20 protein-coding genes are annotated in these 21,528 nt (G+C 72.5%); 5 read left to right on the forward strand and 15 right to left on the reverse strand.

All coding sequences use genetic code 11. The features are described 5' to 3' along the window. Positions 1-56 precede the first annotated feature (56 nt). Complete coding sequence (locus tag GA0070610_RS25965; RefSeq protein WP_089003749.1) at positions 57-677, forward strand: putative glycolipid-binding domain-containing protein; 621 nt, start codon at positions 57-59, stop codon at positions 675-677. 45 nt (positions 678-722) lie between these two features. Here the strand turns inward: GA0070610_RS25965 and GA0070610_RS25970 are convergent, their stop codons facing one another. The 3 genes from GA0070610_RS25970 to GA0070610_RS25980 all read right to left on the reverse strand — a co-directional run bounded on the left by GA0070610_RS25970 (position 723) and on the right by GA0070610_RS25980 (position 3,187). Continuing rightward, complete coding sequence (locus tag GA0070610_RS25970) at positions 723-1,814, reverse strand: L-cysteine desulfhydrase Cds1 (RefSeq protein ID WP_089002462.1); 1,092 nt, start codon at positions 1,812-1,814, stop codon at positions 723-725. Positions 1,815-1,835: 21 nt separating this feature from the next. Next, positions 1,836-2,663 (reverse strand): SDR family NAD(P)-dependent oxidoreductase, encoded by an 828-nt coding sequence (locus GA0070610_RS25975; protein ID WP_089002463.1) that lies wholly within the window; start codon positions 2,661-2,663, stop codon positions 1,836-1,838. A 65-nt stretch (positions 2,664-2,728) separates the two neighbouring features. Further along, a complete protein-coding gene (locus GA0070610_RS25980) occupies positions 2,729-3,187 on the reverse strand; it encodes an Lrp/AsnC family transcriptional regulator (RefSeq protein ID WP_089002464.1) in 459 nt (152 codons plus the stop codon). A gap of 268 nt (positions 3,188-3,455) precedes the next feature. On the opposite strand from GA0070610_RS25980, the gene GA0070610_RS25985 reads away from it, so the two are divergent. After that, the gene (locus tag GA0070610_RS25985) at positions 3,456-3,722 is read left to right on the forward strand and encodes a BldC family transcriptional regulator (protein ID WP_089002465.1); all 267 of its coding nucleotides are present in this window, start codon (positions 3,456-3,458) and stop codon (positions 3,720-3,722) included. Between the two features lie 66 nt (positions 3,723-3,788). On the opposite strand, the gene GA0070610_RS25990 is transcribed toward GA0070610_RS25985, so the two are convergent. Beyond that, complete coding sequence (locus GA0070610_RS25990) at positions 3,789-4,418, reverse strand: UbiX family flavin prenyltransferase (RefSeq protein ID WP_089002466.1); 630 nt, start codon at positions 4,416-4,418, stop codon at positions 3,789-3,791. Positions 4,419-4,610: 192 nt separating this feature from the next. Here GA0070610_RS25990 and GA0070610_RS25995 point away from each other — a divergent pair, with 192 nt between their 5' ends. Next, a complete protein-coding gene (locus GA0070610_RS25995) occupies positions 4,611-5,594 on the forward strand; it encodes a terpene synthase family protein (RefSeq protein WP_089002467.1) in 984 nt (327 codons plus the stop codon). 51 nt (positions 5,595-5,645) lie between these two features. Here the strand turns inward: GA0070610_RS25995 and mqnP are convergent, their stop codons facing one another. The 3 genes from mqnP to GA0070610_RS26010 all read right to left on the reverse strand — a co-directional run bounded on the left by mqnP (position 5,646) and on the right by GA0070610_RS26010 (position 8,633). Then, positions 5,646-6,557, reverse strand: a complete 912-nt coding sequence (mqnP, locus tag GA0070610_RS26000; RefSeq protein ID WP_089002468.1) for a menaquinone biosynthesis prenyltransferase MqnP — start codon at positions 6,555-6,557, stop codon at positions 5,646-5,648. Beyond that, positions 6,557-8,017, reverse strand: coding sequence for a menaquinone biosynthesis decarboxylase (locus GA0070610_RS26005; protein ID WP_089002469.1), 1,461 nt, complete (start codon positions 8,015-8,017; stop codon positions 6,557-6,559). Before GA0070610_RS26005 ends, mqnP begins: the two co-directional genes overlap by 1 nt. 61 nt (positions 8,018-8,078) lie before the next feature. Next, entirely contained in the window at positions 8,079-8,633 is a 555-nt protein-coding gene (locus tag GA0070610_RS26010) for a carboxymuconolactone decarboxylase family protein (RefSeq protein WP_089002470.1), read from the reverse strand. A gap of 101 nt (positions 8,634-8,734) precedes the next feature. Here GA0070610_RS26010 and GA0070610_RS26015 point away from each other — a divergent pair, with 101 nt between their 5' ends. Then, complete coding sequence (locus tag GA0070610_RS26015) at positions 8,735-9,211, forward strand: MarR family winged helix-turn-helix transcriptional regulator (protein ID WP_089002471.1); 477 nt, start codon at positions 8,735-8,737, stop codon at positions 9,209-9,211. 270 nt (positions 9,212-9,481) lie between these two features. Here the strand turns inward: GA0070610_RS26015 and ccsB are convergent, their stop codons facing one another. From ccsB to hemL, 6 genes are read right to left on the reverse strand one after another with little or no spacing between them, the layout of a single operon-like run. Then, complete coding sequence (gene ccsB, locus GA0070610_RS26020; RefSeq protein WP_089002472.1) at positions 9,482-10,459, reverse strand: c-type cytochrome biogenesis protein CcsB; 978 nt, start codon at positions 10,457-10,459, stop codon at positions 9,482-9,484. Beyond that, a complete protein-coding gene (gene resB, locus GA0070610_RS26025; protein ID WP_089002473.1) occupies positions 10,459-12,123 on the reverse strand; it encodes a cytochrome c biogenesis protein ResB in 1,665 nt (554 codons plus the stop codon). Before resB ends, ccsB begins: the two co-directional genes overlap by 1 nt. After that, the gene (locus tag GA0070610_RS26030; RefSeq protein ID WP_089002474.1) at positions 12,123-12,950 is read right to left on the reverse strand and encodes a cytochrome c biogenesis CcdA family protein; all 828 of its coding nucleotides are present in this window, start codon (positions 12,948-12,950) and stop codon (positions 12,123-12,125) included. The genes resB and GA0070610_RS26030 overlap by 1 nt, the downstream gene beginning before the upstream one ends. Further along, positions 12,950-13,525 carry a TlpA family protein disulfide reductase gene (locus tag GA0070610_RS26035; protein ID WP_089002475.1) on the reverse strand — a complete coding sequence of 192 codons (576 nt, stop codon included), beginning with the start codon at positions 13,523-13,525 and terminating at the stop codon, positions 12,950-12,952. The genes GA0070610_RS26030 and GA0070610_RS26035 overlap by 1 nt, the downstream gene beginning before the upstream one ends. Further along, positions 13,525-14,172 (reverse strand): histidine phosphatase family protein, encoded by a 648-nt coding sequence (locus GA0070610_RS26040; RefSeq protein ID WP_089002476.1) that lies wholly within the window; start codon positions 14,170-14,172, stop codon positions 13,525-13,527. The genes GA0070610_RS26035 and GA0070610_RS26040 overlap by 1 nt, the downstream gene beginning before the upstream one ends. A 6-nt stretch (positions 14,173-14,178) precedes the next feature. Then, positions 14,179-15,516: a glutamate-1-semialdehyde 2,1-aminomutase gene (gene hemL / locus GA0070610_RS26045; RefSeq protein WP_089002477.1), complete on the reverse strand. Its 1,338-nt coding sequence runs from the start codon at positions 15,514-15,516 to the stop codon at positions 14,179-14,181. A 434-nt stretch (positions 15,517-15,950) separates the two neighbouring features. On the opposite strand from hemL, the gene GA0070610_RS26050 reads away from it, so the two are divergent. Next, positions 15,951-16,286 carry an STAS domain-containing protein gene (locus GA0070610_RS26050; RefSeq protein WP_089002478.1) on the forward strand — a complete coding sequence of 112 codons (336 nt, stop codon included), beginning with the start codon at positions 15,951-15,953 and terminating at the stop codon, positions 16,284-16,286. Between the two features lie 158 nt (positions 16,287-16,444). Here GA0070610_RS26050 and GA0070610_RS26055 read toward each other — a convergent pair whose 3' ends face one another. Together GA0070610_RS26055 and GA0070610_RS26060 are read right to left on the reverse strand one after the other, a co-directional pair. After that, positions 16,445-16,999 carry a response regulator gene (locus GA0070610_RS26055; RefSeq protein ID WP_089002479.1) on the reverse strand — a complete coding sequence of 185 codons (555 nt, stop codon included), beginning with the start codon at positions 16,997-16,999 and terminating at the stop codon, positions 16,445-16,447. Further along, on the reverse strand, positions 16,996-21,363 hold the full coding sequence (locus GA0070610_RS26060; protein WP_089002480.1) for a HAMP domain-containing protein: 4,368 nt from the start codon (positions 21,361-21,363) through the stop codon (positions 16,996-16,998). Before GA0070610_RS26060 ends, GA0070610_RS26055 begins: the two co-directional genes overlap by 4 nt. Positions 21,364-21,528 lie beyond the last annotated feature (165 nt).

A 21,528-nucleotide genomic window follows, 5' to 3' on the forward strand; every position in this document is an offset into this window, starting at 1 on the left:
TTCCGCATCCGCTGCCGGTGTCGGCCGGGTCGCGTAACGTCCGGCTCATGCCGACCATGCCGAAGTCGCTCTTCTGGACCCGGACGGACACCGCCGGCGCGGAGCACGCGTTGTTCGACGACGGCCGTGGGCTGACCGCGCGGGGCACCCTGACCGCCGTCGACCCGATCCCCTACACCTGCCGCTACCAGCTCGCCACCGACCCGCAGTGGGCCAGCGCCCGGGTGGAGGTCGAGGCGGAGGGCACCGGATGGCTGCGGAGCGTACGCCTGGAACGGGTGGGCGACGGATGGCGGGTCACCACGGCCGAGCAGGGTGACCTGGACGCGGCGCTGCGGGCGGCCGGCCACCCGCCGGTCGGGCTGCCCGGCAGCGACGACCCGGGCCGGCTGGCCGGTGCGGTGGACGTCGACCTCGGCGGGGCGGCGCTGTTCAACACGCTGCCGGTGCACCGGCTCGGGCTGACCCGTGCCGCGGCCGACGTCCCGCACCGCATCGACGTCGCCTGGGTGCTGGTGCCGAGCCTGCTGGTGGTGCCCGCCGAGCAGGTCTACACGCCGCTCGGCCCGGGCCGGGTGCGCTTCACCAGCGACACCTTCACCGCCGACATCGACCTGGACGGCGACGGCTACGTGGTGCGCTACCCCGGGCTGGCCGAGCGCGTCGACCCGCGCTGACCGGGCTGCGAGGCATCGGCCCGGCGACTCCGGCCGGCGGGCGGCTCAGGCCGGCCAGGCGCCGGTGGTGAGGAAGCGTTCGACCGTCGCGAGGTGCGGCGTCGGGTCGAGCCCCTGGGCGGCCAACCAGTCGTCGGAGTAGTAGGTGTCGGCGTAGCGGTCGCCGGCGTCGCAGATCAGGGTGACCACCGAGCCGGTACGTCCGGCGGCGAGCATCTCCGCGATCAGCCCGAAGGCGCCCCACAGGTTCGTGCCCGTCGAGCCGCCCACCCGGCGCCCGAGCACGGCCGAGCCGGCGCGCATGGCGGCCAGCGAGGCGGCGTCGGGCACCTGGACCATCCGGTCCACCACCGACGGCAGGAAGGACGCCTCCACGCTCGGCCGGCCGATCCCCTCGATGCGGGAGCCCCGCCCGGTACGTACCGACCAGTCGGCGGCCTGCCAGGCGGGATAGAACGCGGAATTCTCCGGGTCGACCACGCACAGCTTGGTGGGCAGCCGCTGGTAGCGGGCGTACCGGCCGATGGTGGCGCTCGTGCCACCGGTGCCGGCGCCCACCACGACCCACGCCGGCACCGGGTGCCGTTCCAGGGCGAGCTGCGCGTAGATCGACTCGGCGATGTTGTTGTTGCCCCGCCAGTCGGTGGCCCGCTCGGCGTAGGTGAACTGGTCCATGAAGTGCCCGGCGGAGTCCTCCGCCAGCCAGCGGGCCTCCACGACCACCTTGGCCGGGTCGTCGACGAGGTGGCAGCGACCGCCCTGGAACTCGATCTGGGTGATCTTCTCGGGCGAGGTGGAGGCGGGCATCACCGCGATGAACGGCAGCCCCAGCATCCGCGCGAAGTATGCCTCGGAGACCGCCGTGGAGCCGGAGGACGCCTCCACGATCGTGGTCTCCGGACCGATCCAGCCGTTGCACAGCCCGTAGAGGAAGAGCGAGCGGGCCAGGCGGTGCTTCAGCGAGCCGGTCGGGTGCACCGACTCGTCCTTGAGGTAGAGGTCGATCCCCCACGACCGGGGCAGCGGGAACGGCAGCAGGTGGGTGTCGGCGGAGCGGTTGGCGTCCGCCTCGACGGCGGCGATCGCCTCGGTCACCCAGCGCCGGCTGGCCTCGTCGCACCGGTCGAGATGAGTCACGCTCGAAACCTAGCAAGCCGTTCAGTCCCCAGTGGCCCCCACCCGACGGCGCTGGCGGCGCTGGCCGGCCCGGCCGGCCGCGAGGATCAGCGGGGCGAGCCGCACGGCGGCACCGGGCAGCGCGTCGAGGAGCCGGACCTGCGCGCCGCGCCAGCGGGGGACACTGACGACCGGGCGGGGCCGGCGGGCCAGCCGCGCGGCCCGCCGGGCCACCCGCTCGGGGGTCAGCAGCGTCCCGGTGAAGGAGGCCGCGGCGCCCGGGTCGTCGAGCCGGTCGTGCAGCATCGGCGTCCAGATCCCGTCCGGGCACAGGCACGACACGTGTACGCCCCGGTGCCCCGCCAGCCGCAGGTCGGCGAGGGTGCCGATGCTGAAGGCGATCAGGGCGTGCTTGCTGGCCGCGTAGACGGTCTCGCCGGGCGCGGCCACCAGGCCGGCCAGCGACACGACGTTGACCACGTGCCCGTGCCCCTGGGCCCGCATGACGGCCAGCGCGGCGAGGGTGCCGTTCATCGCGCCGAGGGCGTTGACCTCGACCACCCGGCGGCGGGTCGCCGCGTCGTGCTCCCACGAGGGGCCGGTGACGAGAATCCCGGCGTTGTTCACCCAGAGGCCGAGCCCGCCCCGGCCGGCCGCCTCGGTGGCGACGGCGGCGCAGGCGTCCTCGTCGCGTACGTCCAGCGGGCGGGACCAGCCGCCCAGCGGCGCGGCGGCCCGGGCCACCGCCTCGCCGTCGTGGTCGGTGAGCAGCACCGGCCAGCCGTCGGCGTGCAGCGCGGTGGCGATGGCGCGGCCCAGGCCGCCGGCCGCACCGGTGACCACCGCCGTTCCGGGGGCTGGCTTCGTCATCGGCGCACGCTATCGCCGTCCGGCGACCGCGCGCCAGAGCTGGCCGGGGCGGCGCCGGGGACGGGTCAGGCGGCGGGCGGCACCGGGGCCTGCGGGCGGTTCTCCCACTTGGTGGAGAGGGCGATGCCGGTCCGGGTGGAGGCGACGCCCGGGGTCCGGTTCAGCCGCACGATGAGCCGTTCCAGCTCGGCGATGGTGCCCACCCGGGCCTTGAGCATGAACGACTCGACGCCGGCCATGAAGTAGCAGGATTCGATCTCGGGCATCTGCCGGAACGCCTCCAGCACGTCGTCGGTGTCGCCGCCGGAGTCCTCGACGATCCCGATGAGCGCGGTGACGGCGAAGCCGATCGCCTCGGGGTCCACCTCCGCCCGGTAGGCCCGGATCACGCCGCTGGACTCCAGCTTGCCGACCCGCTCGTGCACGGCGGGCGCGGAGAGGCCGACCTGCCGGGCCAGCTCGGCGTAGGACAGGCGGGCGTTGCCGCGTAGCAGCTCCACGAGGTTCAGGTCGATGGCGTCCACGGACTGTGACCCTAGCGGTCCGGGCGTAACGTCGGGCATCCGGCGCGCGTTGGACATGACAGGGTGTAGTCGTTCGCAAACTCGCAGTCAAGGGAGCCGCACGCAGGTAATATTTCCTAACTTCCCACTCAGTGCGTTTTTCGCGTTTGGCGGACAGGCCAGGTCGCTGGTGCTGTAATTGCCATACGTCCCTCATGACGGCTCTGGGCTCGCACCGGCCGGGGGCAGTGTGTTCAGCCGGGGGCTTCGTCGACGCGAGGAGGGGGCTGTGGACACTGGAGATCGCCTGCTGACACCGGGTGAAGTTGCCGCGCTGTTTCGGGTTGACCCGAAGACTGTGACGCGCTGGGCGGCGGCGGGCCGGATAGGCAGCATCCGGACTCCAGGCGGGCATCGCCGGTTTCGGGAATCCGAGGTGCGGGCCCTGCTTGAGGGGGAGGGCATGTTGGACGAGGCGGAAGACGTCGGCAAGCCGCGTAACGCGGGGCCGGCCGCCTCGACCGGGCCGGGCCCGGCCAACGCCGGCATGTACTGAATGGTGCGGATCATCGCGCGGACCGGACGCAGGCTCCGGTCCGCGTCCCGGTGAGCCGGGCCCGGGTCACTCCCGCGCCGCGCCGAGCTCACCCGACCAACGGCGGAACAGCGTGTGCGGTACGCCGAGGGCGTCCAGCACCTTGCCGGCCACGAAGTCGACGAGCTGCGGCGCCGAAGCCGACGCCCCGGCCCCATAGAAGCCGGGGCTGGCCGGCAGCACCACCGCCCCGGCGTCGTGCAGCGCGATCAGATGCTCCAGGTGGCTGCGGGTCACCGGCGTCTCCCGGGGCACCACCACCACCGGCCGGCGCTCCTTGAGGTTGACCTCGGCGGCCCGCTGCAACAGGTCCTTGGAGAGCCCGATCGCGATGCCGGCGCAGGCCGCCGTGCTCGCCGGGACCACCGCCATCCCGCGTACGCGGTAGGAGCCGCTGCTCGGGCCGGCCGCCAGGTCACCGGCGGGCCAGTGCCGCACGTCGGCTCCCGTCAGGTCGCGGCCCAGCCAGGCGGCGAGGTCCTCGGCCCAGTGCCCGTCCCGGAACGGGCGGCCGGTCTCGTCGAGGACGGTCAGCCGGGCGGCCCGGGAGACGATCAGGTCCACCGGCTCGCCCGCGTCGAGCAGCGCCCGCACGACGGCCGCCGCGTACGGCGTGCCGGACGCCCCGGAGACTCCGACCACCCATGGTTCACGCATGCCTCCAGCCTGCCTGGTCGCCTCCTTCCGACGCCGGGCACCCCGCCCGCTGCGTCCGTGATGTCCCCCTCGGGTGTCGGTTGTCCTGCGGCGGGCGCGATGTCGGGCCGGGAACGCGCCCATCCCCGTGGCCTGACATGCTGCCGGTGGCAATTCGCACGCGAAGCGGATCGCACCCGGAAGGAATCGGTGATGACCGGCGAGGTCCTCTGGTCGCTGCGCTCCGAGTGCCCGATCCCGCCCCGGCTCTCGCCGTACGCCGACCGCGTGCAGGAGTGGCTGGTCGGCGACCTGCTGCCGGGACTCGGCCTGGCCGCCGACGACGCGGCCCCGGGGCGGCTGGCGCACGCCGGCGTCGCCCGGTACGCCGGCCGGCTCTACCCCCGGGCCGCCGAGGCCGACCTGCGGGCGTTGACTGCCCTGTTCACCTGGTTCTTCCTGGTCGACGACGCGTGCGACGGGCCGGGCCGGCTCGGCACCGACCGGATCCGGGCGCTGCGCGACGGGGCGCTCACCCTGCTGCACGCCGGTCCCCGGCTCCGGCACGCCGGCCTGACCGGGCCGCTGCGGCGGCTGCTGGTGCACGGGTGGCGGGAGCCGCGCCGGCGGATGCCGGCCCGCTGGCGGCTGCGCTTCGCCGACGCCGTCGCCGACCACCTCGACGGCACGTGGCGGGAGGCGACGAACAAGGCGGCCGGCCGCCGCCCCGGCGTCGCCGAGTACGTGGCGCTGCGGCGCGCCACCTCCGCCGCGTACGTGTCGTATCCGCTGGTGGAGTTCGTCACCGGGCGCCCGCTGCCCGACGCGGTCCACCACCACCCGCTGCTGCGCGAGATCGCCGACACCGGCAACGACCTGCTCTCCTGGTACAACGACCTCGCCTCGCTGGAGCGCGACGAGGCCACCTCGGGCGGGCACAACCTGGTCCTCGCGACGGCGGCCGAGCAGCGGGTGCCGGTGGCGGCCGCCGTGGGGCTGACGGCCGAGCGCTGGCGGGCGTCGATGGGACGGTTCGTCGAGTTGCGCGCGGCGGTGCCGTCGTTCGGCCCGGGGCTGGACCGGGCGGTGGCCGACCACCTCGACGGGGTGGCGAACGCCGTACGGGCCACCGTCGACTGGACCCTGGAGAGCGCCCGCTACCCCGGCGCCCGCGCCGAGCCCGTCGCTCTCCGCTGAGCCGCCGGGCCTCGCGAGGAGCCAGGGCCGGCGTCGGCGACCGGCCCAGGGTCAGGCGCGCAGGCCCAGGCGGATCACCAGGTCGAGCAGCGCGAAGACGAACAGGGCGATGCCGACGAACCCGTTGGCGGTGAAGAAGGCCCGGTTGACCTTGCTCAGGTCGGTCGGGCTGACCACCAGGTGCTGGTAGCCGAAGGCGAGCGCCGTCAGCCCCAGCCCGATCCACCAGAGCCAGCCGAAGCCGATCAGCGCCCCGAACCAGATGAACAGCGCGAACGTCACCACGTGCGCCACGGTGGAGGCGTGCAGCGCGAACCGCAGCCCGTAGCGGGCCGGCACGCTGTGCACGCCGATCTGCCGGTCGACCTCGGCGTCCTGGCAGGCGTAGATCAGGTCGAACCCGCCGATCCACAGGCCGACGGCCACGCCGAGCAGCCACGCGGGCCAGGAGCCGTCGAGGGTGCCGGTGACACCCAGCCAGGCGCCGACCGGCCCGACGGCCTGGGCGACGGCCAGAATGGCGTGCGGCCAGTTGGTGAACCGCTTGCCGTACGGGTAGACGACCAGCGGCACCACGGCGAGCGGCGCGAGCACCAGGCAGAGCGGGTTGAGCAGGGCGGCGGCGGCGAGGAAGACCGCGAGCGCGACCGCCGCGCCGGTCCAGGCCGTCCGTACGCTCACCGCCCCGGTGACCAGCTCCCGGGCGGCCGTACGCGGGTTCCGCGCGTCGATCCGGCGGTCCAGGATCCGGTTGGCGGCCATCGCGAACGTCCGCGCGCCGACCATCGCCACGGTGATCAGCAGCAGGTCCAGCCACCGGACCCGCCCCCCGTGCACCTGCATGGCGGTGAGCGCCGACAGGTAGGCGAACGGCAGCGCGAACACGGAGTGCTCGATCGCCACCAGCTTGAGGAAGGACTTGACCCGGCCCGGCCGCTGCGCCGGTTCGACGGCGGTGACCATCAGATGCCGTACTCCTTCCAGCGCTTGTCGACCAGGGAGATGACCTCGGGGGCCATCCGCATCTCTTCCGGCCAGCCCCGCGTGTAGCCCTCCTCGGGCAGCTTGCGGGTCGCGTCGACGCCCGCCTTGCCGCCCCAGAACTGCTGGTAGGAGGCGTGGTCGAGGTGGTCCACCGGGCCCTCGGTGAGCAGCAGGTCCCGGGCGTAGTCGACGTTGCCGAAGGCGCGGAAGGCGACCTCGTTGTAGTCGTGCACGTCGCAGTCCTCGTCGACGATCACGATCAGCTTGGTCAGCGACATCATGTGCGCGCCCCAGATCGCGTTCATGACCTTCTGGGCGTGCTTCGGGTAGCGCTTGCGGATCGACACGATCGCGCAGTTGTGGAAGACCCCGGCGGCGGGCAGGTCGTAGTCGACGATGTCCGGGATCAGGAAGCGCAGCAGCGGCGCGAAGATCCGTTCGGTGGCCTTGCCGAGGCCGTGGTCCTCCTGGGGCGGCTGCGACGTGACGATCGTGTGGTAGACCGGGTCGCGCTGCATGGTCATGCACTCGACGTGCATGACGGGGAAGGGCTCCACCGGCGTGTAGAAGCCGGTGTGGTCGCCGAACGGGCCCTCCGGGAGCCGCTCGCCCGGCTCGATGTAGCCCTCGAGGACGACCTGCGCGTGCGCCGGCACCTGCAACGGGACGGTCAGGCAGTCCACCATCTCGACCCGCTCACCGCGCAGGTAGCCGGCGAACAGGTACTCGTCGATGTCGGCGGGCAGCGGCGCGCTGGCCGAGTAGGCGACCGCGGGGTCGGCGCCGATGGCGATCGCCACCGGCAGCCGCTGCCCGAGCCGTTCGGCGACCGCGTGGTGCGCCGTGGAGTTCTTGTGGATCTGCCAGTGCATGCCGATGCTGTTCTGCGAGTGCTGCTGCAACCGGTAGAGCCCCAGGTTGCGCTTGCCGGTCTCGGGGTGCTTCGTGTGCGTCAGCCCGAAGTTGTGGAAGATCCCGCCGTCACCCGGCCAGACCTGGAGCCCGGGCAGCCGGTTCAGGTCGACGTCGTCGCCCCGGTAGACCACCTGCTGGCAGGGCGCGGTCCTGACCTTCTTCGGCGGCATCGAGGTCAGCTGCCTGACCTTGCCGAGGCCGTCCATCATGCCCGAGAGGCCGACCGGCAGCTCCGGCTTGAGCATGTTGCCGATCCGCTCGCCGATCTCGTCCAGCGACTCGACGCCGAGCGCCATCGCCATCCGCTTCTCGGTGCCGAAGAGGTTGACCGCCACCGGCATCTCGCCGCGCGTCGGCCGCTCGAAGAGCAGCGCCGGGCCGCCCGCGCGGACCGTCCGGGTGACGATCTCGCTGATCTCCAGGGTGGGGTCGACGGGGGCGCTCACCCGCCGCAGCTCGCCCGCGCGCTCCAGCGCCGCGAGGAAGTCCTTGAGATCGGTGTACGGGAAGCCACGTGCCGCCATGCCTGCCAGTCTCCCGCACCGGCCTCGGCGGCGACCACGCCGGGTGGTGTGACACCCGCGATCACACGGCAGGCCCCCAGGCGTACGCGGCCAGGGGCGCGTCGAGCGGCGCACCGGTGAGCCGGTTGGCGAAGGTGGAGATGGTGTACGTGCCGACGCCGAGCACCACGTCCAGCGCCTGCCGGGGCTGGTAGCCGGCCGCCAGGAAGGCGGTGATGCCGTCCTCGGGCACCGCGCCCCGGTGGTCGAGCACGGCGAGGGTGAAGCACCGCAGCGCCTCCAGCCGGTCGTCGGGCAGGGGCGTGCCGGCGCGCAGCGCGCCGATCAGCTCGGGCGACGCGCCGTGCCGGGTGAGGGCGGCGGTGTGCATGGCGACACAGAGGTGGCACTCGTTGCGGGTGGCGACCGTCAGGACGACGACCTCCCGCTCGACGGGGTCGAGGGCACACTTCTCGAAGATGCCGTTGACGGTGAGGAACCCGTCGAGCAGCTCCGGGGAGCCGGCCATCAGGCCGACGGCGGCGGGCAGGTGCCCGAGCCTGCGGCGTACGCCCTCGATGGTCGGCCGGGCGGCGGCGGGGGCGGTCTCGACGGTGTGCGCGGTGAACGGGGGCACGGGGAACCTGCTCTCGGGAGGTCGGGGACGGTCGGCGTCGCGCCGCGCGTGACGTATGATCGTCAACGTGGTTGTCGAAATAGTAAACGTGGTTGTCGAACATGGCAACGACTGAACCCGACCGGCCCGGCTTCCTGCTGCCCCTGCTGCTGCTGGCCGGCTTCCGTACGCTCATCGACGACCTGCACGCGGAGCTGGCCCGGCAGGGGCACCCGGAGCTGCGGCCGCTGCACGGCTTCGTCCTCCAGGCCGTCGGCGGCGACGGCACCACCGCCACCGAGCTGGGCCAACGACTCGGCGTCTCCAAGCAGGCGGCCGGCAAGACGGTGGACCGGCTGGTCGCCCTCGGCTACCTGGAGCGCGCCGACGACCCGCGCGACGCCCGACGCAAGCTGGTCCGGGCGACCCCGCACGGCCTGGACGGCCTGCGCCGCTCGGCGGCCGTCTTCGACCAGCTCCGGCAGCGGTGGGCCGCGACCCTCGGCCCCGACCGGGTCGCCGCCCTGGAGGACGACCTGCGCACGGTCACCCCGACCAACCTCTTCCGCCTCGACGCGCCCGGCTGGTTCGGCGGCTGACCACCCTCCCCTGGCGTTCGCGGCCGGGCTTGGTTCCCCGTGTGGGACCTGCCCGGAGCCGGGAGCGGGTCGGCGTGGGGGTCGCCGTCGTGCGTCGAGCGGATGAACCACTGCCGCCGGAACAGCGATACCACACAGGCATATAAATGCCTGTGTGGTATCGGGAGGCACCGACCACCCGTCGAGAGTCGAGGTCCGGCGCAGCCGCTTCGAGCCCAGGGCGGGCGACGAGCAGTTCGCGCGCCCGCGTCTCCGAGCGGGCGGGTCGGCTCAGTCCAGGCCGCCGTACGAGTGCAGGCCCTCGAAGAAGATGTTCACGCCGAAGAGGTTCATCAGCATGGTGAGGAAGCCGACGATGGCGAGCCAGGTCGCCACGTTCCGCTTCACACTCGGGGTGGCCCGGGCGTGCAGGTAGCCGGCGTAGATCACCCAGGAGATGAACGACCAGGTCTCCTTCGGGTCCCAGCCCCACGGCCGCCCCCACGCCGCCTCGGCCCAGATCGCTCCGGCGATCACCGCGAAGGTGAAGACCGGGAACGCGAAGGCGTGCAGCACGAAGGTCAGCCGCTCCAGCGCCGCCGCCGCCGGCAGCCGCTTCGCCAGGGTGTACGGGAAGCTGCGCCTGCCCTGCTCGTAGCCGGCGCGCATCAGGAACGCCACCGCCGGCACCGCGCCCAGCAGGAAGATGCCGGAGGCGAAGACGATCGTCGAGACGTGGATGACGAACCAGTACGAGTTGAGCGCCGGCACCAGCGGCACGATCGGGGTGTAGAGCACCAGCTCGGCGGTCGCCACCAGCAGCACCATCACCAGCGACAGGAAGAGCCCGAGGCGGCGAAGCTGCGGCCGCTTCCAGAGCACCACCAGCCAGCCGGCGACCCCGATCCAGGTGCCCGTGAGCACGAACTCGTACATGTTGCCCCAGGGCATCCGGTCGGCGGCGAGACCGCGCGTGACCAGCGCCCCGAGGTGCAGCAGCGCCCCGAGCGCGGTGGCCGCGACGGCGACCAGGCCGCCCAGCCGGGCGCGTCGGGCCGTACGCTCGGCCGCCGCCGCGCCGGGGTCGACGGGCGCGTCGGGGGTGCTGCCCCCGGCCGCGCCGACGCCGGCGCCGACCAGCTCGCGGGCGGGCGCAGCGGCGACCCGGGCGCGGGAGTTACCCAGCGCGTACTCGACGGCGTGGCTGATCATCGCGACCAGGTACGCCAGGATCGCGAACGACACCAGCTGGTCGGAGAGTGCGGACATCACTCGGCTCCTTCTCGCGCTCCGGCCCGGTCGCCGCCGTCGCGGTCGACGCCGGCCTCGTCGTCCGGCCGCCCGTCGCCGCCGATCGCGGCCACGAGCTGCGCGAACTCGTCGGCGAACCCAGGGTGGTCGGTGCGCGGCAGGCCACCGGCCTCGACCAAACTACTACCGCTCGTCGGAGATCCACTCGTCGGGTCGGCGGTGCCGGCCGGCAGCACCCGGAAGAAGACCCGGCGGCGCCGCCCGAACAGCGAGCCCATCAGCCCGACCAGCAGCACGCCGGAGCTGACCAGCAGCGGCGTCGCGCCGGGGTCGTACCGGACCGACAGGGTGATGTACGGCACGGTGCCCAGGAACTCGACGGTGGTGCCGTCGTCCAGCTCCCAGGTCTCGCCCTTGCGGAGCAGCTTCGTGCCGACCTCCTTGACCTTGCCGGCGCGCACCTGCCGCTGGTCCAGCTCGTAGACCGAGCCGGGGATGCCGGCGTCCATGCCGAGGTTGCCCCGGTAGGCGACGAGGTTCAGCGCGGGATTGCGCTCGGTCGGGTACTCGGAGCGGGCGAACGGCGCGGCGGCCGGCGCCGTCGGCAGGTAGAGACCGGAGAAGGCCATCTGGAGGTTCGGGTCGCGGGTGCCCGTGGCCGGGTCGACGTTGATGTCCGGGAACGCCGCCAGCCCCTCGCTGGTCAGCCCGACGTCGCCGGTGGTCAGGAACGGGAAGTTGCTGGTCTGACTCTTGCCGAACCGGTCGGTGTAGCGGATCACCGGGGCGTAGCCGTGACCGAGCAGGTAGACGTTCGCGCCGTCGAGGCGCAGCGGGGAGTTGACCGAGAAGTTGGCCTGCCGCCGCTCGCCGTCGGCCTCGTCCACCGTCACCTTGGCGTCGAAGAACTCCGGCTGGCCGGACTCCAGGAACCGGGCCTCGAAGTCGTCGAGCTGGATGCAGAAGCCCGGCAGGTCGGCGCTGCTGACGCGGGGGCCGAGCTTGCTCTCGGCGTACTGCTGGCGGGTGTTGCAGAACGCGTTGTCCTTGCCGGCCACCAGCAGCTTGTTGCCGCTCCAGCCGTACCAGGAGCCGAGCGCGACGCCGACCAGCACGACCACCATCGAGCTGTGGAAGAGCAGGTTGCCGGTCTCCTTCAGGTAGCCCTTCTCGGCGGAGACCTCGTCGCCGCGCACCACCACCCGCCAGCGCCGCCGGCGCAACGCGTCCGCGATCGCCGCCGCGCCGCCCTCGGGCGCGGCCAGCACGGCGTGCTGGGGCAGCCGGTCCAACCGCCTCGGCGCGGCCGGCGGCTTCGACCGCAGCGCCCGCACGTGGTCGCGCAGCCGGGGCGTGATGCAGCCGATCAGCGACGTGAACAGCAGCAGGTAGATGGCGGAGAACCAGACCGAGCCGAACGCCTCGAAGGCGCCGATCCGGTCCAGCACCGGGGCCAGGTCGGGGTGCGCGGTGAAGTAGTCCTGCACGTCCTCCGGGTTGACCCCGCGCTGCGGCAGCACCGAGCCGGGAATGGCGGCCACCGCGAGCAGGAAGAGCAGCACCAGGGCCGTACGCATGCTGGTGAGCTGCCGCCACGAGTTGCGCAGCAGGGCCAGCAGTCGGTTGGGCCGGCGCCGGGGGGCCTCGGCCGGCGGTGCCGGCCGGTCGTCGACGGCGGTCATCAGATACTCACCTCGCCCACCCCGACGGTGGTCTGCAACCAGATCACGAAGTTCGTCCAGCCGCCGGTGACCAGCGCGAGGCCGATCAGGACCAGCAGCGCGCCGCCCAGCCGGGTGACCCAGCGGCTGTTGCGCCGCACGGCGCGGAACACCCCGAGCAGGCGCTCGAAGCCCAGCCCGAAGACGACGAACGGTATCCCCAGCCCGAGGCAGTACGCCACGGCGAGCACCACGGCCCGGTCGGTCTGCCCGCCGACGGCGGCCATGCCGATCACCGCGCCGAGCGTCGGGCCCACGCAGGGCACCCAGCTCAGCGCGAAGACCGCGCCGAAGACCGGCGCGCCGAGCAGCCCGGCGGCGGGCAGCCGCTGGAACCGGAACTCCCGCTGCAACCCGGGAACCAGCCCCACGTAGCTCAGCCCGAGCACGACGATCAGCGCGCCGATGACGATCTCCAGCGTCCGCTCGTACTCGAAGAAGACCCGGCCGACGCCGGCGAAGAGAATCGCGGTGGCGGTGAAGACGGCGGTGAAGCCGGCGATGAACAGCATCGTGCCGGCCAGCACCCGGCCCTTGACCGCGGCCTTCGGCGCCTGGGTGCGCTCCCGTACCGCCACCCCACCGCCGCTGCCGGCGCTGTCGTTCCGCACGCTCGGCCGGCGGGCTTCGAGGTCCGCGCCGGCGAGGCCGGTGACGTACGACAGGTAGCCCGGCACCAGCGGGAGCACGCACGGGGAGAGGAAGCTGACGAGCCCGGCGAGCGCCGCCGCGCCGATGGCGAGCAGCAGCGGCCCCGACTGGGCGAGCTCGGAGAACGTCCCGCCCATCAGCGGGAACCGTTGGGGGCCGGCTTCTCGGCCGCGATCCGCTCGACGATGGGCTGGAGGCCCTCCTGCTTCACCGCCGCCCGGATCACCACGGCGATGCGGCCGTCGCGGTCCAGCACGACGGTGGCCGGGATGGTGTTCGGCGGGATGTCCAGGGCGAGCGCCAGCCGGCTCGGCGGGTCGAAGAGACTCGGGTAGGTGACCTTGAAGCTCTCCTCGAAGGCGAGCGCCTTGTCCCGCTGGTCCTGGATGTTGATGCCCAGGAACGTCACCCCGGAGGCCTTGGTGGCCTGGTAGGTGTTCTCCAGGTCGTCGGCCTCGGCCCGGCACGGCGCGCACCACGAGCCCCAGAAGTTGACCACCACGACCTGCCCCCGGTCCCTCGCCACGTCGTGGCTGCCGCCGGTGAGCAGCTCACCGGCGAGCTTCGGGGCGGCCGAACGCTGGTCGGGGGCGCACTCGATGATGCCGCCGGAGTTGTCGCAGGCCTCCTCCCCGTCGCGCGACGAGCAGCCGGCCAGCGCCACCGTCGCGACGGCGGCGAGCAGACCCGCGGTCCACCTCCGGGCGTTCATCAGGCCCCCTTGGCCGTCCTGGCTGTCGGCGACATCGCGATCAGGTGGGCGGCCGGCTCGGAGTAGCCGATGCCGACGACCTTGGCGCCGTCGAAGTGGAAGGAGGTGAGGCTCGCCAGCCCGCACTGGCGCTTGCGCGGGTCGTGCCAGAGCCGCTTGCGCTCCACGTACCGGCGCAGCGTCCAGATCGGCAGCTGGTGGGAGACCAGCACGGCCTCGCGCCCCTCGGCCGCCACCCGGGCGGCCTGGAGTGCGCCGAACATCCGCTCCGCGATCGCGCGGTAGGCCTCGCCCCAGGACGGGGTGACCGGGTCCCGCAGCACCCACCAGTTGCGCGGGTCGCGGAACGAGCCGTCGCCCGGGGAGACCTTCTTGCCCTCGAACCAGTTGGCGCTCTCGATGAGCCGCTCGTCCACGCCGACCGGCAGCCCGAACTGCGCGGCGATCGGCTCGGCCGTCTGCTGGGCGCGTTCCAGCGGGCTGGCCACCACGTGCACGACCTCCCGCTCGGCCAGCCCCTGCGCGGCGGCCTTGGCCATCTGCACCCCCAGCTCGGAGAGCCGGAAGCCCGGCAGCCGGCCGTAGAGGATGCCGTCCGGGTTGTGCACCTCGCCGTGCCGCAGCACGTGGACCACCGTCTTGCTCACCGTACGCTACCCCCCGTGACCCGCCGCTGCCGCAGCGTTGGCCGCCACCGGCAGGGCGGCGGCGATCTGCTCCAGAGCGGCGTCGTCCAGCGCCGCAGACACGAACCACGCCTCGAACGCGCTCGGCGGCAGGTAGACGCCGCCGGCGAGCATCGCGTGGAAGAACGCCTTGAACGCCGGCACCTGCTGGGTGCGGGCGCTGTCGTAGTCGACCACGTCGGCGTAGGTGAAGAAGATCGAGAACATGTTCCCCGCGTACGACAGCCGGTGCGGGACCCCGGCGGCGGCCAGCGCGTCGGCGGCGAGCCGGCCCACGACGGCGGCCGCGTCGTCCAGCTTGCGGTAGAGCGCGTCGTCGGCGAGCCGCAGCGTGGCCAGGCCGGCGGCGCAGGCCAGCGGGTTACCGGAAAGCGTGCCGGCCTGGTAGACGGGGCCGGCGGGGGCCAGGCGTTCCATGATCTCCGCGCGCCCGCCGAACGCCGCGGCCGGCAGCCCACCACCCATGACCTTGCCGTACGTCCACAGGTCGGCGTCGGAGGGGTCGAGGCCGTGCCAGCCGGCGCGGGAGACCCGGAACCCGGTCATCACCTCGTCGACGATGAGCAGCGCGCCGTGCGCGTGCGCGATCCGGGCGAGCTGGGAGTTGAAGCCGTCACGCGGGGCGACCACGCCCATGTTGCCGGCGGCGGCCTCGGTGATGATCGCGGCGATGTGCTGGCCCTCGGCGGCGAACGCCTGCTCGACGGCGGCCACGTCGTTGTACGGCAGCACGATCGTGTCGCCCGCCGCCGCGCCGGTCACGCCCGGCGAGTCGGGCAGGCCGAGGGTGGCCACCCCCGAGCCGGCGGCGGCCAGCAGGCCGTCGGAGTGCCCGTGGTAGCAGCCGGAGAACTTGACGATCCGGGGGCGGCCGGTGAACCCGCGCGCCAGCCGGATCGCCGACATGGTGGCCTCGGTGCCGGAGTTGACCAGCCGGACCTGCTCGACCGGGGTCCGGTCGACGATCTCGGCGGCCAGCTCGACCTCGCCCGGGGTGGGGGTGCCGAAGCTCGTGCCCCGGGTCGCGGCCGACCTGATCGCGTCCACGACCTCCGGGTGGGCGTGGCCGAGGATCAGCGGACCCCAGGAGGAGACCAGGTCGACGTAGCGCCGGTCGTCGGCGTCGTAGAGCCAGGGCCCCTCCCCCCGGACCATGAAACGCGGCGTGCCGCCGACGGCACGGAACGCGCGCACGGGGGAGTTCACCCCGCCGGGCACGATGGCCTTGGCGCGGTCGAACAGGGCCTCGGAGGCCGGCGCGTCGGCCGGGTAGCGGCCAGATCCGGCGGGAAACATATCGGTCACGATGCCGCCATTGTGTCAGCGTCGGACGGCGAATCGGCAGGCACCCCGCACCGGGGTTACCAGGCTCACCCGGACCGGCCTCCCGCACTCCCCCGGCGGATGCCCGGGACGCCTCCGCCCCGCCATCCCTGAGAGCGGGTCCGCCCGCACCCCGCCGGGACGACGACTCCGCTCCGCACTCCGGGAGGGCGCGGCCGTCGCGCTCCGCTCTTCGCAGGCGCGGCCGTCGCGCTCCGCTCGCACTCCGGGAGGGCGTGGCCGTCGCGCTCCGCGCGTCGGGAGGGCGTCGTCGGCGCCCAGCACCGCCGGGTGGGTGTGGTCGGCGCCCTGGTGTGGGGATGTTTGCGCTGGCGGGAGCGGTGTCGCGGCACTCGGCTGGCTCCGTCGCCACCGCTCGACAGGCCGGGTCACTCGGATCGCGCTAGGCTGACCCGGTGGATCGTGCCGAACTGTCCATCACGCTACACCGGACGGGTGACGAAGCCGTGCTTCGCCTGGCCGGTGAGATCGACATGCTCACGGCCGCCCAGCTGTCGACCGTCGTCAACGAGGTGCTCGCCGAGCCGCCGCCGCGGATCGTCCTCGACCTGGGCGGGGTCACCTTCTGCGACTCGCAGGGTCTCGGCACCCTCGTCGTGCTGAGCCGCAAGGCCAGTCACGCCCAGAGCCTGCTGATCCTGACCAACGTGGGCGACTTCCTGCTCCGGGTCCTGGACATCACGGGCCTGCGCAGTGCCCTGATGATCCGCAACGACCAGACCACCGGCTGACCCGCCCCCGGCCCACCGGGCTGACCTACCGCCCTCTTCCCGGCCCCTCCGCGCCCTGCGCACCGGTCGCACGTTCCGCGCAGGCGGCGAGACCTTGGTGGGAAACGGCCCCTCCGGGGGCCGCCAGCCACCAAGATCTCGCTACGCACGTGGGTGGGTCAGGGGGTGTTGCCCCAGCGGGCCTCTTCGAGGAGCTGCACCGCGCGGTCGCGGGCGTCCGCCTCATCCAGGCGCAGCATCGTGGTGGCCTCGTCGACCGCGTCCGTCAGCACCCGCAACTGCGCGTCACGCTCCCGCACCAGGTCGGACTGGGCCGCGAGCTGCCGGGTCTTCACCCACAGCTCGACGAAGACCGACACCTTGGCGCGCAGCACCCACGGGTCGAACGGCTTGGTCAGGTAGTCGACCGCGCCGACCGCGTACCCGCGTAGCGCCAGCTGGGCGTCCCGGTCGGCGGCGGTGAGGAAGATGATCGGCACGTGCCGCGTACGCTCGCGCCGCTTGATGTGGCTGGCCGTCTCGAAGCCGTCCATGTCCGGCATCTGGGCGTCCAGCAGGATCACCGCGAAGTCGTCGACCAGCAGCTGCTTCAGGGCCGCCTCACCGCTCTCGACGGCGACGGACTGCACCGGCAGGCCCTGGAGAATCGCCTCCAGTGCCATCAGGTTCTCCCGGCGGTCGTCCACCAGCAGCGCCTTTGCCATCTGGGTCACGAACTCTCCTCGGTTCGGCTGCCGCTGATCCAGGACGACATGAGTTCGATCAACTCGTCCAGGTCGACGGGCTTGGTGATGTAGTCACTTCCTCCGGCCGCCAGCGCCGACTCGCGGTCGCCGGGCATGGCCTTCGCGGTCAGGAAGACGATCGGCAGGTCGGCGAACCGGTGGTTGCGCCTGATCTGTCGGGTCGTCTCGTACCCGTCCTGATCGGGCATCATCGCATCCATCAGGACGATGTCCACCTCCGGATGCTCGGCCAGCAGGCGGACGCCGTCCGCCCCGTTGTCCGAGTACAACACGGTGAGGCCGTGCAGCTCCAACGCGCTGGTCAGCGCGAAGACGTTCCGGACGTCGTCGTCGATGATCAGCACGGTGGCGCCCTCCAGCCGCCGGGTCGCCGGCGTGGAGGCCGGCTCGGGCAGCTCCGGCGGCGGCATGAGCAGGGACGACGGCAGCCCGGCCCGCGCCGGTGACGGCGGCAGCGGCGCCACCACCGCGTCCGGGGCGAGCACGTCCGGCACGAAGAGGGTGAACGTCGAGCCCTGGCCGGGCGCCGACGCCACCACGATGCTGCCGCCCAGCAGCCGGGCCAGGTCGCGGCTGATCGACAGCCCCAGGCCCGTACCGCCGTAGCGGCGGCTGGTGGTGCCGTCGGCCTGCTGGAACGCCTCGAAGATCAGCGACAGCTTGTCGTCGGAGATGCCGATGCCGGTGTCGACCACCGTGAACGCGATGACCTGCCGCGCGTTGGTCAGGGCCGGTACGTCGAAGACCGTGCTGTCGGGCGCCGGCGCGATCCGCAGCGTCACCGCCCCGTTGTCGGTGAACTTGACCGCGTTGGAGAGCAGGTTGCGCAGGATCTGCTGGAGCCGCTGGGCGTCGGTGACCAGCGCCTCCGGCAGGTCCTTGCTGATCCGTACCTGGAAGTCGAGGCCCTTCTCCTCCGCCTGCGGCGCGAACGCCTGCTCCACGTAGCCACGGATCTCGTCGAACCGGACCGCGGTGGGCTCGACGTCCATCCGCCCCGCCTCGATCTTGGACAGGTCCAGGATGTCGTCGATCAGCGACAGCAGGTCGGAGCCGGCGCCGTGGATCGTCCGGGCGAACTCGATCTGCTTCGGCGTCAGGTTCTGCTCCGAGTTCTCGGCCAGCAGCCGGGCGAGCAGCAGCAGCGAGTTCAACGGCGTACGCAGCTCGTGGCTCATGTTGGCCAGGAACTCCGACTTGTACGCCGACGCCCTCGTGAGCTGCTGGGCCTTCTCCTCCAGGCCGAGCCGGGCCAGCTCGATCTCCCGGTTCTTCGTCTCGATGTTGCCCTTCTGCTCCGAGAGCAGCTGCGCCTTGTCCTCCAGCTCGGCGTTGGTGCGCTGGAGTTCGGCCGACTGCTCCTGCAACTCGTGGGCGAGCCGCTGCGACTGCGCGAGCAGTTCCTCCGTACGCCGGTTGGCCTGGATGGTGTTGACGGCGATGCCGGTGGTGAGCACGAGCCGCTCCAGGAACGACAGGTGCAGCTCGGAGAAGGCCGCGACGCTGGCGAACTCGATGACGCCGAGCAGCTCGCCCTCGAAGAGCACGGGCAGTACGACCAGGTCGGCCGGCGGGGTCTCGGCGAGCCCGGAGCGGAGCATCAGCTTGCCGTCCGGTGCCCCGCCCATCCGGATCGTGCGACGGGACAGGGCGGCCTGGCCGACCAGACCCTCGCCGGGGCCGAACGTGACCTCGTGCCCCCGGGCGACGTAGCCGTAGGAGGCGGTCAGCCGCAGCCGCATCACGCCCTCGGAGTTGTCCGCCAGGAAGAACGCGCCGAGCTGCGCGTCGACCAGCGGGGTCACCTCCATCATGATCATGCGGCAGACCTCGCCGAGGTCGCGCTGCCCCTGGAGCAGGCCGCCGATCCGGGCCAGGTTCGAGTCGAGCCAGCCCTGCTCCGCGTTCTTCTTGGTCGTCTCCCGGAGGGTGACGATCATCTGGTTGATGTTGTCCTTCAGCTCGGCGACCTCGCCCTGCGCCTTGACCGCGATGCGCTGGGTCAGGTCGCCCCGGGTCACCGAGGTGGAGACCTGTGCGATGGCGCGCAGCTGGGTGGTGAGGGTCGAGGCGAGCTGGTTGACGTTCTCGGTGAGGTCGCGCCACGTGCCCGAGACGCCCTTGACCTGGGCCTGGCCGCCGAGCTTGCCCTCGCTGCCCACCTCGCGGGCCACCCGGGTGACCTCGTCGGCGAACGACGAGAGCTGGTCCACCATCGTGTTGACCGTCGACTTCAGCTCCAGGATCTCGCCCTGGGCGTCGACCGTGATCTTCTGCGACAGGTCACCCTTCGCCACGGCCGTGGTGACCGAGGCGATGTTGCGCACCTGCGACGTCAGGTTCGACGCCATCGAGTTCACGTTGTCCGTCAGGTCCCGCCACGTACCGGAGACGCCCTTGACCTGGGCCTGGCCGCCGAGCTTGCCCTCCGTACCCACCTCGCGGGCCACGCGCGTCACCTCGTCGGCGAACGACGACAGCTGGTCCACCATCGTGTTGACCGTCGACTTCAGCTCCAGGATCTCGCCCCGGGCATCCACGGTGATCTTCTGCGACAGGTCACCCTTCGCCACGGCGGTCGAGACCTGGGCGATGTTGCGCACCTGGGCGGTCAGGTTCGACGCCATCGAGTTCACGTTGTCCGTCAGGTCCCGCCAGGTGCCGGCGACACCTCGCACCTGGGCCTGGCCGCCGAGCTTGCCCTCCGTACCCACCTCGCGGGCCACCCGCGTCACCTCGTCGGCGAACGACGACAGCTGGTCCACCATCGTGTTCACCGTCGACTTCAGCTCCAGGATCTCGCCCCGGGCATCCACGGTGATCTTCTGCGACAGGTCACCCTTCGCCACGGCCGTGGTGACCGAGGCGATGTTTCGCACCTGCGACGTCAGGTTCGACGCCATCGAGTTCACGTTGTCCGTCAGGTCCCGCCACGTACCGGAGACGCCCTTGACCTGGGCCTGACCGCCCAGCTTGCCCTCCGTACCCACCTCGCGCGCGACGCGCGTCACCTCGTCGGCGAACGACGACAGCTGGTCCACCATCGTGTTGACGGTGTTCTTCAACTCCAGGATCTCGCCCTGGGCGTCGACCGTGATCTTCTGAGAGAGGTCACCCTTCGCCACCGCCGTGGAGACCTGGGAGATGTTGCGGACCTGGCTGGTCAGGTTGCCGGCGAGCTGGTTGACGTTCTCGGTCAGGTCGCGCCAGGTGCCGGAGACGCCGCGTACCTGGGCCTGGCCGCCCAGCTTGCCCTCGATGCCCACCTCACGAGCCACCCGGGTCACCTCGTCGGCGAACGACGACAGCTGGTCCACCATCGTGTTGACGGTGTCCTTCAGCTCCAGGATCTCGCCCTGCGCCGCCACGGTGATCTTCTGCGACAGGTCGCCCCGGGCCACCGCCGTGGAGACCTGGGCGATGTTGCGCACCTGGGCGGTCAGGTTCGACGCCATCGAGTTGACGCTGTCGGTCAGGTCCTTCCAGGTGCCGGCCACGTTCGGCACCTCGGCCTGGCCGCCGAGCTTGCCCTCGGTGCCCACCTCGCGGGCCACCCGGGTCACCTGCTCGGCGAAGAGCCGCAGGGTGTCGGTGAGGTAGTTCATCGTGTCGGCCAGCTCGGCGACCTCGCCGCGCGCGCTGACCGTGATCTTCTGCGACAGGTCGCCCTTGGCCACCGCCGTCGCCACCTGGGAGATCGACCGCACCTGGCCCGTCAGGTTCGACGCCATGGTGTTCACCGAGTCGGTGAGGTCCTTCCAGGTGCCGGCGACGCCGCGTACGTCGGCCTGGCCGCCGAGCTTGCCCTCGGTGCCCACCTCCCGGGCGACCCGGGTGACCTCGTTCGAGAAGGACGAGAGCTGGTCGACCATCGTGTTGACCGTGCGGCCGATCCGCAGGTACTCACCGCGCAGCGGCCGGCCGTCGATCTCCAGGGCCATGTGCTGGGAGAGGTCGCCGTCGGCCACCGCGACGATGACCCGGGCGATCTCGGTGGTCGGCCGGCCCAGGTCGTCGATGAGCGAGTTGACCGCCCGCTGCCCCTCCGCCCAGGAGCCGTCCAGGCCCTCGTCGTCCAGGCGCTCGGTGAGCCGGCCGTCCCGGCCGACGATCCGGCTGATCCGCCGCAGGTCGAGGTACTGCCGCTCCTGGAGCGACACGACCTCGTTGAAGGCGTCCGCGACCTCGCCGGCCCGGCCCGCCCGGCGGGGCAGCCGGACCTTCAGGTCGCCCCGACCGACCCGCCGCAGCGCCTCGGTCAACTCGCCGAGGAGCGCCTCGTGGTCGGGCGCGGACGGGTCCACGGTCGCCGACTGTTTCGTGGTCATCATTCCTCGCTCAGCTCGGGGCCACCGGCTCCTGCCGACGCCGGCCATCCCCTCATTGTGCCCGCGACCTCCCCCACACCAAGCCCACGCGCCCACCCACCCCGCCCCGACCCCGCCGAACCCCACCGCCCCCCCACCCCACCCCGGGCGGTTGACCATGCAGTTGCG

It is taken from the genome of Micromonospora echinofusca, assembly GCF_900091445.1.
Lineage (GTDB): Bacteria > Actinomycetota > Actinomycetes > Mycobacteriales > Micromonosporaceae > Micromonospora > Micromonospora echinofusca.